Consider the following 13,333-nt stretch of genomic DNA (forward strand, 5'->3'; position numbering starts at 1 on the left):
CAATGGAAACTTTGTATTTGGTTGTGCAAATACTATCCTTACTCGGTTTATTATGTGGTGTCCTGATGTTTTGGTCTACAAGAAAACCACCAGCAAAAGAGGGGAATCCGCCATTACCTTTATTGTCGATCATCATACCAGCCAGAAATGAAGCGCTTCGGTTGCCGCCATTGTTAAAATCACTCCAGCAACAAAGTTGGAAGCGTTTTGAAATAATTGTAGTCGATGATGGTTCCTCGGATCACACTGCTGAAGTTGCATCGTCATACGGAGCGAAGGTTTTAATATGTAAACAAGTAGGCGAGATGAGCCCGGGTAAATCCAATGCTTGTGCGTATGGGGCACAATCTGCAAGAGGAGAATGGCTCCTTTTTTTGGATGCGGATGTTCAGCTTGCTGCTGAAGACAGCCTTGAGCGCATTGTAAACAGCTTTAGCAAGCAAGAAGGAAAAGGGATATTATCAATTCAGCCATATCACCAAATTGTAAAACGATATGAAAATTTATCGGTAATATTTAATATTATTGTGCTGACAGGAATGAATGTATTTACTGTTTGGAAAGAAAAGTTTGCAACGGCAGGATCATTTGGACCATGTATTCTTTGTGATAATGAGAGTTACATTGCAACGGGAGGCCATGAAGCTGCGGAAGAATCGATTATGGATGACTTTGCGCTGAGTGATGTTTTTATAGCGAAAGACTTACCGGTGACCAATTATGCCGGAAAAGGGATTATAAATATGCGAATGTATGAAGAGGGACCGAAGCAACTAATGGAAGGCTGGACAAAAAATTTGGCGACAGCTTCCCAATCCACTCATAAATTTGTCATGCTGCTCATACAGCTTTGGACTTTTGGTGTTATTATGGTCGCAATGGCTCCCTTCATCGCCTTTTTAACGGAATCTTCTGTAGCGTTCTTCAGCAGCATTGTCGTCTATTTATTATACGGTGCGCATTTGTATTTGCTTGCGAAAAGAGTAGGGGATTTTCATCTCGTTGTTTTCTTGATTTATCCTTTTTTTGTTTTATTTTTTACATCCGTATTTTTGTACTCATTATACCGTACGCATGTTTTGCATTCGGTCATGTGGAGAGGCAGAAAAATCAAAGTGTAATAGGAGAGAGGTATGACAGTTATTAATGCAATTTGGCTTCTCGTTGTTAACATAGTGGCATGGTTCGTTCTTCACTTATCAATTTCAGCGCTCTGTTTCAACATTCCTTTACGCTTTTTTCTGAAGAATGTTGTATTTTTCCGTATTGCAAAGTGGGAGGAGCACGGGGAAATCTGGAATCGGTTATTTTTAGTGAAGAAATGGAAAAAGCACTTAATTGATGGCTCTTCGATTGCAAAGAAAAGTTACAATAAAAGCCATTTACATGGTACGAAGCGGGAAAATCTGATCGTCTTTGCCGCTGAAACAAAAAGGGCTGAAATGACGCATTGGCTGCTTATTTTACCTGCGCCACTATTTTTCCTCTGGAACCCTGTTTGGGCAGGCTGGATTAATATTATCTACGCACTCTTCGCCAATCTACCATTTATATTAACGCAACGTTATAACAGAGGGCGAATTGAAAATATTTTAGATTTACCAGATCGCAACGATTAAAAATACTTTCTATCTCATCCGAACACGAAATATGACGGATGGAAGTAGGCTATGTTAAAATTTTATTGAAATAATGTTTAAAGGAGACGATAATATTGAGTCAGTCATTACAAGGTAAAGTCGCAGTTGTAACAGGTGCTGCACGCGGAATTGGCAAAGCGGTAGCGGTAGCATTAGCAAAAGAGGGTGTGAACGTAGGAATTATTGCACGTTCAGAAGAAGCACTACAGAACGTGGCGAAAGAAATCGAAAGCCATGGTGTTAAAGCTGCCTATGCAGTGGCGGATGTTTCAAATTTAGAACAAGTACAGAAGGCTGCTGCCCATCTAAAAGAAGAGTTGGGTTTAACGGATATTTTAGTTAACAATGCGGGCGTAGGGAAATTTGATAAGCTTGTTGATATGGATCCTGCAGAGTTTAAAGAAATTGTCGACATCAATGTAATGGGTACTTTTTATGTATCGCACACAATTGTACCGCAATTAATCGAAAAAAATGCAGGTGATGTTATTAATATTTCATCTACAAACGGTTTAAACGGTGCGGCAACATCAAGTGCATACAGTGCTTCTAAATTCGGTGTCATCGGCTTAACAGAGTCGCTAGCAGCAGAAGTGCGCCGCAACAATATTCGTGTAACAGCATTAGCGCCAAGTACAATCGCAACAGATTTGGCTGATGCACTGAACCTAGTGCCTGATGAAAAAAGAGATCAATATATGCACCCTGAAGATATTGCAGACTATATTATCGCGCAATTGAAGCTGAACAACCGCATGTATATTAAAAACGCAACATTAATGAATACAAATCCGTTCTAATAATAATGCAACTTTAAGAACCGATTGAATTTAAAAAGCCCTTCATTCTGAAAACAGAATGAAGGGCTTTATTTGTAATGATCGAGTTTTTTTGTTAAGCCTGTTGGAATTCCTCTTTTAAAATAGAGTAATATACACTATCTACGAGAGTACCTTTGATCATATGATTTTTTCGCATTGTTCCTTCATGGGTCATCCCTAAACGCTGCATTACTTTAGCGGAAGCCGCATTATGAACGTGTGATTCCGCAAATACTCGTTCTAAGCCGAGTGTATTGAAGGCTAAATCCAGTACAACTTTGCTGGCTTCTGATATATAGCCTTTTCCCCAGAAACTGCGGTTCAATGTAAAGCCAAGTTCGCCGCTTTTATTCCATTCATGAACACGGAATTCAATTGCACCGATCATTTTATTGCTTTCTTTTAATACGATCGCATACTTCCCGGCAGGTTCTTTCATAAAATAATTCTCAATCATTTTCTTCGTTTGTTCTAGATCTTTGTGTGCATGATAAAGGAATTTCGTTGTTTCTTCATCCGCTGTATATTCATACATATCTTCAGTATCTTCAATTGAAATTGGGCGTAAAAAAAGACGATCGCTTTCCAAATGACTATTTTTTTCAAGCATTAAATTAAGATTTTCCATTAGTTTTCTCCAATATTATATTATTATTCGAGAGTGTTATAGGCTTGCTTATCATAACATAATATACATTTTTTAACTATACGAGATAAGTTAAATATATTTTCCCTATGAAAGTAGAGATTAATCAAATGGTAGCTGAATAAATTGATCAATGATAAAAGAGGCAGCACCGAGGGCAATTGCACGATCCTTTAATTTCGAAAATTGCACAGAGTAGTTATCCCGCTGAAAATGCATAGTATTAGCGTGAATTGTATCTAATATAGATTGCTCAATAAATTTTTGCGCTTTTACTATACGATTACCAATAATAATTTTTTCGGGGTTAAATGTTTGAATTAAATTAGTAATCCCGAGACCGATATAGTACCCGGTTTCCTTAAATAATTGAATAACATCTTCATGACCCTCTTCAGCCAAGGTAATTAGCTGCTCTAATGATAGTTCTCTTTCTTTTAACATATAAGTCGCATCATGAATGAGAGCGTATTCTGAGGCGTATGCTTCCCAACATCCGTTGCGCCCGCAAGTGCATTTACGACCATTCATATGTATGATTGTATGACCACTTTCGCCCGAATAGCCGTTAACACCTATATAAATATTATGATCAATAATAATCCCAACACCTAATCCGATACCTATACTTAAATATAATAGATTTGAAGTTTCTTTATTATTTTCGAAAATATACTCTGCATAGGCACCAGCATTTGCCTCATTTGAAATATAGATGGGGAAGTCAAAGCGATCACGCAAATATCCACTGATATCAAAATCTCCCCAACGTAAATTAGGTGCAATAATAATTACGCCGTCTTTATTAACAGAACCAGGAACGGCAACTCCTAATCCGACGATTGAGAATGGGCTAGGGGGCACATTTTTTACGAGTAATTCAACTAAACTCAAAATACTTTTTAAATACGCGTCAAGTTGAATTGATGGTACGAGTTGGAAATGGTCGAAAACAATTTCCCCTTTTAGATTAAAGACTGCACCATATAAATAGTTAACGCCAATATCAATGCCAAGTGCAAAACCAGCTGTTTCATTAAACCTTAATAACCGGGATCTTCTCCCTCCAGTTGAACAATCTTTGCCATCTTCTACGATTAATCGGTCCTCTATTAGTTCTGTTACTAAATTTGCAACAGTTGCTTTTTTTAACCCAATTTCTTCAATGATTTCTCCTCTAGAAACAATCCTTTTAGAGAAAATATAATTTAAAATTTGCTGCTTATTAAATTTTTTCCCTATTTGTTGATTCCAAGACAAAGTAACAATCCCTCCAATACAAAACGATCGATAATTTTAATTAAAGTATAACAAAAAAACTTTGTTCATCCAATAGACAAACAAATATTAACATGTTATTCTATTTTTAAATTGAGAATATTACAAATATTAAAGGGGTGTAGTTCATGCGTAAATGTAAGGGCTTTCTTTTTGGAATTCTGTTAGTAATATCAATGTTATTGGTAGCTTGTGGACAGGATGCAGGCGACTCAAGCAAAGATACAGGCAAGGCAAATTCAAGTGATTCAGCAGGCGATAAATTGAAGATTGGTTTATCGGTATCGGACTTAACATTAGAACGTTGGCAGCATGACCGTGATTTCTTCGTAGCTAAGGCCGAAGAAATGGGTGCAGAAGTCGTAGTGCAGTCTGCAAATGGTGATGAAGCAAAGCAATTATCGCAAATACAAAATATGCTGTCTCAGGATTTAGATGCATTAGTAATTATTGCGATTAATTCAGATTCTTTATCCACTGTTGTGGAGCAGGCAAATGCAGAAGACGTTCCAGTATTAGCATATGACCGATTGATTAACGGGGCAGATATCAGTGCATATGTTTCATTTGATAACGTACGTGTGGGCGAGATGCAAGCGGAGTATTTAGTGAATTTAAAACCTGACGGAAACTTCTTCTTAATGGGGGGATCTCCAACGGATAACAACGCAAAAATGTTCCGTGAAGGGCAAATGAATATTATTCAGCCATTAGTTGATAAAGGTGATATTACAATTGTAGGCGATCAGTGGGCGAAAGACTGGGATGCAAATGAAGCATTAAAAATCATGGAAAACGCATTAACTGCAAACAAAAACAATATTGATGTTGTCGTTGCTTCAAACGATAATACGGCTGGTGGCGCAATTCAGGCGTTAGAAGCTCAGGGATTAGCTGGTAAAGTATTAATTTCTGGGCAAGATGCTGACCTGGCAGGTGTTCAGCGTATTGCAGAGGGATTACAGACAATGACCGTTTACAAGCCAATAAAAGCAATTGCTGAAAAGAGTGCAGAAGTAGCGGTTCAATTAGCAAAAGGTGAGGAAGTTACTGCTACGGATTCTGTAAACAATGGCCAGATGGATGTTCCATTCATTAAGCTGGACCCAATTTCAGTAGGTAAAGATGAACTTATGACAACAGTTATTGAAGATGAATTCCATAGCTATGATGATGTATATAAAAATGTTCCGGAAAGTGACCGTCCGTAAATAACAGCAAAAGGAGGGGAGAATTTCCCTCCTTTCTTTTAAATGAGGATATGGAGAATGGTGGTGGAAACATGACTGAATATGTTTTAGAAATGAAAGGAATAACAAAAGAGTTTCCAAGTGTTAAGGCTCTGGACAATGTTACTTTTTCAGTCCGAAAAGGTGAAATCCATGCCTTATGTGGTGAAAATGGTGCAGGGAAATCGACCTTGATGAAAGTATTAAGCGGCGTTTATCCGGCGGGCACATACAGTGGGAAAATTTTAATCAAAGGCAAAGAAGCAAGTTTCAAAAATATTAAAGAATCACAAGATGCAGGAGTGGCAATTATTTATCAGGAACTGGCATTGGTTGGTGAAATGACGATTGCTGAAAATTTATTTTTAGGACATGATTTAATGCGCTCGGCCGTTATTAATTGGAATGAAATTTATAAAAAGTCGAAGGTAGCACTTGAAAAGGTTGGTTTAGATCTGGATCCACAAATGAAGGTATCCGAATTAACGGTAGGAAAGCAGCAACTTCTGGAAATTGCAAAAGCTCTGACGAAGGAAACGGATATTCTAATCTTAGATGAGCCGACAGCTGCTCTTACAGAAAGTGATGTAGCTGTTTTAATTAAATTGTTAAATGAACTTCGAAAACAAGGTGTAACATGCATATACATTTCGCACAAATTAGGAGAAGTAATGGAGCTGGCTGATTCTGTAACAATTTTACGTGATGGTCAGACAATCTCAACGAACTCCATCGAGTATCTCACTGAGGAAATGATCATTACAAAGATGGTTGGGCGTGAACTGACGGAGTTATTCCCTTATGAGGTGCATGAAATTAGTGATGAAAATGTATTACATGTAGAAAACTACACTTCATACAATAAATCGGGAAAAAAAGTTGTATCTAATATAAATTTCAATGTTAAAAAGGGTGAAATTGTAGGATTTTCCGGCTTGATGGGAGCAGGTCGCTCAGAGCTGTTTATTAGCTTGTTTGGCGGAATGCCTGGTAAAAAAGAAGGTACGGTCAAATTAAATGATAAAACCGTAACAATTAAATCACCAGCGGATGCTATTAAAGAGGGATTTGCTTATGTATCGGAAGATCGTAAGCGATACGGTCTAGTACTAGGAATGGATATCGCAAAAAATACGACACTGATTGCATTAAACAAGGTGATGAAACTAAATGTGATTAGCCAAGCACTTGAAGTAAGAGCAGCAGAAGAGATTACAACCAAGATGAAATTAAAAGCACCTAATCTAGACATAGAGGTAGGAAAGCTAAGTGGAGGAAACCAGCAAAAGGTTGTTTTGAGTAAGTGGATTATGAATAATCCAAAACTATTAATCTTAGATGAGCCTACTAGAGGGATTGATGTTGGTGCTAAATATGAAATTTACAAAATTATGAATGAGCTTGTCCACCAAGGTGTAGGGATTGTACTAATTTCATCTGAGCTGCCTGAAGTTTTAGGAATGTCAGATCGAATTCTTGTTATGTGTGAAGGAGAAATTACGGGAGAATTTGCAAGAGAAGAAGCAACACAGGAAAAAGTAATGATGTGTGCAACTGGAGGGAAAAAACGTGATTAATGAACAGACAATCAAAAAAGAAAGTAAATTATCCTTCAAATTCGATTTACAATCCTATACCTTAATTATTGCTTTAATTTTTATTGCTATTATTTTCACATTTTTTACTGGAGGGGAATTCTTATCTTCTCGTAATATATCCAATTTATTTACCCAAATGTCGATCATAGCTGTACTTGCGGTAGGAATGACATTGGTAATTGTGGCAGGACACATTGATTTATCGGTAGGTTCGATTGTAGGAGTTACAGGTGGAATTGCCGCAATGCTGCAAGTTTGGCAAGGATGGAGTACACCGGTTGTTGTACTCGCAGCAATTATAATTGGAGGTTTAATTGGGTTATGGCAAGGATGGTGGGTCGCATACCGAGCAGTACCCGCATTTATTGTTACGCTTGGCGGGATGTTGATATTCCGAGGGGTTCTAATCGGTTTATCGGATGGTCAAACGATTTCATCATTAAACCCAAGTTTCAAACAAATCGGAAACAGTTACTTACCATTTATACCAGGTTATATTATAGCTGCTATAGCCGTTATTTTAATGATAGCTTTCACGGTAAATAGTCGTAGAAAGCGTAAGGAAATGGGCTTATTATTATTGCCTTCTGTAATCGATTATGGAAAAGTGACAGTTTATTCTGTTGTTCTAGTAGTCATTACGTATATGTTGAATCGTTATTTAGGTATTCCAATCCCGTTTTTAATTGTAGCGGTAATTGCGCTTGTTTTCATGTTCATTACAACAAAAACAGCATTTGGACGCCGGATTTATGCAATAGGCGGCAACCCGGAAGCAGCAGCATTATCGGGAATAAATATTAAACGAAATACGCTATATGTATTCGTCAGCATGGGTGCTTTAGCTGGAGTAGCAGGTGTGTTATTAACAGCACGTTTAAATGCAGCAACAGTATCTGCCGGGAACAGTTATGAATTGGATGCCATCGCAGCCTGCGTAATTGGCGGTACATCTTTAATGGGCGGTAAAGGGAAGATCTTTGGTGCGATTATTGGTGCACTCATTATGGCAAGTATTGATAACGGAATGTCGATGATGAATATCGGCGCTTACTGGCAGTATATCGTAAAAGGTTTGATTTTAATTTTGGCGGTATGGGTTGACATCATTTCTAAAAACAAATGAATCGGGGGAATATTATATGTCATATTTCAGCAATATCTCAGCAATCAAGTATGAAGGACCAAAATCAACAAGTGATTTAGCATTTAAATACTACAATCCAGAGGAAGTTGTTGGCGGGAAAACGATGGAGGAAACTTTACGTTTTGGAGTAGCCTATTGGCATACATTTACGTATGATGGCGGAGATCCGTTTGGTGCAGGAAATATGGAGCGGTCATGGGACAAATTTTCCGGCATGGACCTAGCAAAGGCACGTTTAGAAGCTTCATTTGAATTTTATGAAAAGTTAAATGTGCCATTTTTCTGCTTCCATGATGTAGACGTTGCACCGGAAGGCCAGTCATTGGCGGAAACGAATAAAAACCTGGATGAAATTATAGACATGATGGAAAAATACATGGCTACATCAAAAACTAAGCTCCTATGGAATACAGCCAATATGTTTTCAAACCCACGCTTTGTTCACGGTGCTGCGACTTCACCTAATGCAGATGTTTTTGCCTATTCGGCTGCGAAAGTGAAAAAGGGATTGGAAGTAGCGAAGCGTTTAGGCGCTGAAAACTATGTCTTCTGGGGTGGTCGTGAAGGCTATGAAACACTGCTTAATACAAATATGAAGTTAGAACAAGATAATCTTGGTAAGTTCTTGAACATGGCGGTAGATTATGCAAAAGAAATTGGTTATGAAGGTCAATTCTTGATTGAACCAAAGCCAAAAGAGCCGACAAAACACCAATATGACTTCGATGTAGCAACAGGGATTGGTTTCTTGCGTACGTACGGATTAGAAAACAAGTTCAAATTCAATATAGAAGCAAACCATGCAACATTAGCCGGGCATACATTTGAGCATGAGTTACATACAGCACGTATTAACGGGATGCTGGGCTCAGTGGATGCCAACCAGGGCGATACATTACTTGGATGGGATACGGATGAATTCCCTACAGACCTTTACACAAACACGTTAGCAATGTATGAAATTTTGAAAAATGGCGGCCTCGGAAAGGGCGGTTTGAACTTTGATGCAAAAGTACGCCGTGGATCATTTGAGCAGGATGATTTGTTTTATGCACATATAGCGGGAATGGACTCATTTGCTGTCGGACTGAAGGTTGCCCACAAGCTATTGGAAGATGGTGTGTTGGAAAACTTCGTAGATAATCGTTATAGCAGTTATAACGAAGGCATCGGCAAACAAATTGTTGATGGGACTGTCGGCTTCAAGCAGTTGGAAGAATATGCTTTAGGGCTTGGGGACGTTAAAAACAGCTCTGGTCGCACAGAAAAATTGAAAATGATTATAAATCAGTACATTTTAAATGTTATAGCTGAATAATTGTGGTCAAGAAGCTTTTTGAGGCTAGAGCAAAAGATTTATACTTTTGGTCTAGCCTTTTATGCAGTATACGGGTGGAGGCAGAAATATGAAGTATGTAATCGGGATTGACCTAGGAACAAGCGCAGTAAAAGCACTGTTAATGAATGAGCAAGGAACTATTGTCGATGAAGCATCAAGGAGCTATCCGCTTGTTCATGAAAAGTCAAGTTACTCAGAGCAAAATCCAAATGATTGGGTGACTGGAACTAAAGCGGCAATTCAGGAAATTGTTAAACGATTTACAGGAGATGTTTCTACTATTGTAGGGATTAGTTATTCTGGTCAAATGCATGGATTGGTGCTACTTGATGAAAATAATGATATTCTTCGACCTGCAATCTTATGGAATGATACGCGGACAACAGAGCAGTGTAAGCAAATTGTTGAACAAGTTGGGCAGGAGGACCTGCTGAGAATTACTAAAAATAATGCTCTTGAAGGCTTTACGTTACCAAAGATTCTATGGGTAAAGGAATATGAACCGGAAATTTTCAAAGCGATAAAAACTTTTCTATTACCTAAGGATTATGTGCGTTTTGTGATGACTGGAAATTTGCATATGGATTATTCCGATGCGGCAGGCACATTATTACTGGATATAGAAAAGAGCGAATGGAGTCAGGAAATAGCTGCAGTGCTGGGAATTAATTTAGCAATATGTCCACCGCTTGTGTCATCGGCAACAGAAGTGGGGCAATTGACAGTGGAATTTGCTAAAAGCACAGGATTAACGACCGCAACTAAGATTTATGCTGGTGGTGCGGATAATGCTTGTGGGGCAATTGGTTCTGGTGTTGCAGGTGATGGTAAAACAATGGTCAGTATTGGTACATCGGGAGTTCTATTATCATATGAGGAATCCAATACAAAGGATTTTGAAGGAAAGGTACACTATTTTAACCATGTTGTAGAGGATGCTTACTACACAATGGGGGTTACGTTGTCGGCGGGGCACTCCCTTAGCTGGTTTAAAGAGAGATTTGCGGAAGGGCAGTCTTATGATGAATTGTTTGCGGGGATTAATACAATTACTCCGGGAAGTAACGGGTTATTATTTACACCGTATATTGTAGGTGAACGCACACCTTATGCAGATTCTACGATTCGTGGAAGCTATATTGGCATAGATGCATCACATACAAAGCAACATTTTGCGCGGGCTGTGATGGAGGGAATCGTTTTTTCACTGCGTGATTCGTTAGAGATTTTCCGTAACTCGGGCAAAGATATTACCGAAATGGTTTCTATCGGCGGTGGCGCAAAAAGTCCAGTCTGGCTACAAATGCAGGCCGATATTTTTAATGTAACGGTGTATAAACTAAAAAATGAGCAAGGGCCAAGTATCGGTGCGTGTATGATTGCAGCGGTAGGAGCGAATATATACACAGATTTTGAAGAAGCTGTTCAGGCTTGTGTTCAAGTAGAAGGGAAATTTGAACCGAATCGTGAGAATGTTGAAATATACAATCAGCTATATGCGGTATATCAACAGATTTACACTCAGACAAAAGCGTTAAATGAACAATTAAAACTATTTCGCTAGGGAGGAATTTATAATGAACAAAGTAAAATGGGGTATTTTAAGTACAGCCAATATTGCGCAAACGCAACTGATTCCGGCTATAAAACGTGCTGAAAATGCGGAAGTCATTGCAATTGCCAGCCGTGGTCCAAAGGTACATGCGATCGCTGAAAAACTAGGAATCGAAAGAGCTTACGAGAGTTATGATGAATTATTAAATGATCATGAGGTAGAAGTAATTTATATTCCACTCCCAAATGATTTACATAAAGAGTGGGTCATTAAAGCAGCAAAGGCAGGAAAGCACATTTTGTGTGAAAAACCTGCTGCATTAAATAAAGCTGATTTAGAAGAAATGATTACAGTTTGTAATGAAGAGAATGTACAGTTTATGGAAGCGTTCATGTACCAATTTCATCCACAGCATATGCGAGTAAAAGAAATTATTAATTCTGGAGAAATTGGTGAAGTAAAACTTTTTAAATCAAGTCACTCATTTTATTTAACAGATCGTAAAGGTGACATTCGCATGAACGCAGAAAAAGGTGGGGGTGCTATCTGGGATGTTGGTTGTTATTCGGTTCATGCAATGCAACTCATTTTGGGAAATGACGTTAAGTCACTTTCATTTAAAAGGATTGCAGATTCAAAAACTACTGTCGATATTTCTGCGTTTGGAATAGTCGAGCTGGAAAATGGAATCCACGGAATGATCGATTGTAGTTTTGATATGACAGAACGAAATGAATATGAAATAGTGGGGACGAAGGGAACGGTAAAAGTTAAAAATGCATTTAGACCAGACCGTCTAAGCGGGAATGGACAAATTACTATCAATACTTTAACAACAGAACGTATCGAACAAACCGGAGGAGATATATACAAGCAAGAGGTTGAATACTTCTCCGATGCTGTACGTACTAATGGAGCACTGACAGTACAGCATAATTATTCACGCAAAAACGTGGGGATTTTGCACGCGATTCAGCAATCGGTAGACACAAATCAACAAATCGTATTAGCTGATTACGTTTGCAATGATTGAAGTTAGATCTTTTGGTCAAATAAACAAGCATCCCGTTTATGAAGTTATTTTAACGAATACGAATGGGATGTATGTAAGCAGTTGTACATTAGGGTGTACGATTACGGCAATCGCTACCCCTGATGCTAATGGAATAATTGAAAATGTTGTTTGTTCATTTGATACGGCAGAAAAATATAAACAATATCCGCAGTTTTTTGGTGCGGCGATTGGACCTATTGCAGGCCGTCTTGAAGATGCTATTTTAGAAATCAATGGAGTTTCTTTTCAAGCGAGGGCAAATGAAGGGCACCATTTACTGCACGGTGGAAATGACGGCTTTCACAATCAGCTATGGCAATTTGAAACAGGTGTTTCCTCGCGTGGACAATATGTAAGATACTTTCTCAATTTTGAATCCGTTGATTTTCCTGGAAAGTTAAATATGTCTATTACCTATACATTAACAGCCAGTAACGAGCTAATTATTTCGTATGAAGGTATAAGCGATACTGATACGATTTTAAATTGTACAAATCATAGTTACTTTAATCTAAGCGGAAACTTAAAGCGTACGATTGAAGGGCATACATTGAAATTTTCCAGTAGAGGAATGCTTTATATTGATGAGCAGGGGTTACCGCTGGGCAATATAGAAAATGTAATTGGAACAATATTTGACTTTAATGAAAAGAAATATTTGAAGGAAGTCATGGAGAGTAACTTTCCGCAAGTTAAGTTGGCGAGCGGAGGTATAGACCATCCGTTTTTATTAGAAAAAAGTCAAATTGTATTATCGGAGGAAGAAAGTGGCCGCAAACTTACAATCATAACGGATGAACAAGCTTTAGTTGTATATACTGGCAGTAAAATCGGCAGTGGCTACTCATTTAAGGAAGCGCCCGCACAAAATTATTTAGGTATTTGTTTAGAGGTACAAAATGCTCCAAATAGCATGAAATATAAACATTTACCAAATTCTATTATAAAAAAAGGAATTCCTTATCATCACGAAACAATCTACAGATTTACAAACCTATAATAAATATAACCGAGAATAGAAGCAGC

General features: G+C 38.1%; 12 protein-coding genes. 10 read left to right on the top strand and 2 right to left on the bottom strand.

The window, feature by feature from the left end:
- Positions 1-2 precede the first annotated feature (2 nt).
- From AC6CH1_RS18275 to AC6CH1_RS18285, 3 genes are all read left to right on the top strand, one after another.
- Entirely contained in the window at positions 3-1,121 is a 1,119-nt protein-coding gene (locus AC6CH1_RS18275) for a glycosyltransferase family 2 protein (protein WP_498318743.1), read from the top strand.
- A 12-nt stretch (positions 1,122-1,133) separates the two neighbouring features.
- Positions 1,134-1,619 carry a glycosyl-4,4'-diaponeurosporenoate acyltransferase CrtO family protein gene (locus tag AC6CH1_RS18280; RefSeq protein WP_498318744.1) on the top strand — a complete coding sequence of 162 codons (486 nt, stop codon included), beginning with the start codon at positions 1,134-1,136 and terminating at the stop codon, positions 1,617-1,619.
- Positions 1,620-1,714: 95 nt separating this feature from the next.
- Complete coding sequence (locus tag AC6CH1_RS18285; RefSeq protein ID WP_340716965.1) at positions 1,715-2,440, top strand: 3-ketoacyl-ACP reductase; 726 nt, start codon at positions 1,715-1,717, stop codon at positions 2,438-2,440.
- 94 nt (positions 2,441-2,534) lie between these two features.
- On the opposite strand, the gene AC6CH1_RS18290 is transcribed toward AC6CH1_RS18285, so the two are convergent.
- Positions 2,535-3,089, bottom strand: a complete 555-nt coding sequence (locus AC6CH1_RS18290) for a GNAT family N-acetyltransferase (protein WP_498318745.1) — start codon at positions 3,087-3,089, stop codon at positions 2,535-2,537.
- Between the two features lie 120 nt (positions 3,090-3,209).
- A complete protein-coding gene (locus AC6CH1_RS18295; protein WP_498318746.1) occupies positions 3,210-4,367 on the bottom strand; it encodes an ROK family protein in 1,158 nt (385 codons plus the stop codon).
- A 146-nt stretch (positions 4,368-4,513) separates the two neighbouring features.
- On the opposite strand from AC6CH1_RS18295, the gene xylF reads away from it, so the two are divergent.
- The 7 genes from xylF (at position 4,514) to AC6CH1_RS18330 (ending at position 13,307) form a co-directional block, all read left to right on the top strand.
- Entirely contained in the window at positions 4,514-5,596 is a 1,083-nt protein-coding gene (xylF, locus tag AC6CH1_RS18300) for a D-xylose ABC transporter substrate-binding protein (RefSeq protein WP_251691448.1), read from the top strand.
- Between the two features lie 71 nt (positions 5,597-5,667).
- Positions 5,668-7,191, top strand: a complete 1,524-nt coding sequence (locus tag AC6CH1_RS18305; protein WP_427714052.1) for a xylose ABC transporter ATP-binding protein — start codon at positions 5,668-5,670, stop codon at positions 7,189-7,191.
- Positions 7,184-8,338 (top strand): sugar ABC transporter permease, encoded by a 1,155-nt coding sequence (locus AC6CH1_RS18310; RefSeq protein WP_340716969.1) that lies wholly within the window; start codon positions 7,184-7,186, stop codon positions 8,336-8,338. Before AC6CH1_RS18305 ends, AC6CH1_RS18310 begins: the two co-directional genes overlap by 8 nt.
- A gap of 16 nt (positions 8,339-8,354) precedes the next feature.
- The gene (gene xylA / locus AC6CH1_RS18315) at positions 8,355-9,677 is read left to right on the top strand and encodes a xylose isomerase (RefSeq protein ID WP_340716970.1); all 1,323 of its coding nucleotides are present in this window, start codon (positions 8,355-8,357) and stop codon (positions 9,675-9,677) included.
- Positions 9,678-9,765: 88 nt separating this feature from the next.
- Complete coding sequence (xylB, locus tag AC6CH1_RS18320; protein ID WP_498318747.1) at positions 9,766-11,262, top strand: xylulokinase; 1,497 nt, start codon at positions 9,766-9,768, stop codon at positions 11,260-11,262.
- A 13-nt stretch (positions 11,263-11,275) separates the two neighbouring features.
- A complete protein-coding gene (locus AC6CH1_RS18325; protein ID WP_498318748.1) occupies positions 11,276-12,286 on the top strand; it encodes a Gfo/Idh/MocA family protein in 1,011 nt (336 codons plus the stop codon).
- On the top strand, positions 12,279-13,307 hold the full coding sequence (locus AC6CH1_RS18330; RefSeq protein ID WP_498318749.1) for an aldose epimerase family protein: 1,029 nt from the start codon (positions 12,279-12,281) through the stop codon (positions 13,305-13,307). Before AC6CH1_RS18325 ends, AC6CH1_RS18330 begins: the two co-directional genes overlap by 8 nt.
- Positions 13,308-13,333: the final 26 nt, after the last annotated feature.

Source organism: Solibacillus sp. GQ1 (assembly GCF_059758555.1).

What these genes read in the sequence shown, in the direction of transcription:
- AC6CH1_RS18275 (WP_498318743.1), top strand. Translation starts at nt 3, where the DNA reads ATGGAAACTTTGTATTTGGTTGTGCAAATACTATCCTTACTCGGTTTA.
- AC6CH1_RS18290 (WP_498318745.1), bottom strand. Translation starts at nt 3,089, where the DNA reads ATGGAAAATCTTAATTTAATGCTTGAAAAAAATAGTCATTTGGAAAGC.
- xylA (WP_340716970.1), top strand. Translation starts at nt 8,355, where the DNA reads ATGTCATATTTCAGCAATATCTCAGCAATCAAGTATGAAGGACCAAAA.
- AC6CH1_RS18330 (WP_498318749.1), top strand. Translation starts at nt 12,279, where the DNA reads ATGATTGAAGTTAGATCTTTTGGTCAAATAAACAAGCATCCCGTTTAT.
- AC6CH1_RS18325 (WP_498318748.1), top strand. Translation starts at nt 11,276, where the DNA reads ATGAACAAAGTAAAATGGGGTATTTTAAGTACAGCCAATATTGCGCAA.
- xylB (WP_498318747.1), top strand. Translation starts at nt 9,766, where the DNA reads ATGAAGTATGTAATCGGGATTGACCTAGGAACAAGCGCAGTAAAAGCA.
- AC6CH1_RS18280 (WP_498318744.1), top strand. Translation starts at nt 1,134, where the DNA reads ATGACAGTTATTAATGCAATTTGGCTTCTCGTTGTTAACATAGTGGCA.
- AC6CH1_RS18305 (WP_427714052.1), top strand. Translation starts at nt 5,668, where the DNA reads ATGACTGAATATGTTTTAGAAATGAAAGGAATAACAAAAGAGTTTCCA.
- xylF (WP_251691448.1), top strand. Translation starts at nt 4,514, where the DNA reads ATGCGTAAATGTAAGGGCTTTCTTTTTGGAATTCTGTTAGTAATATCA.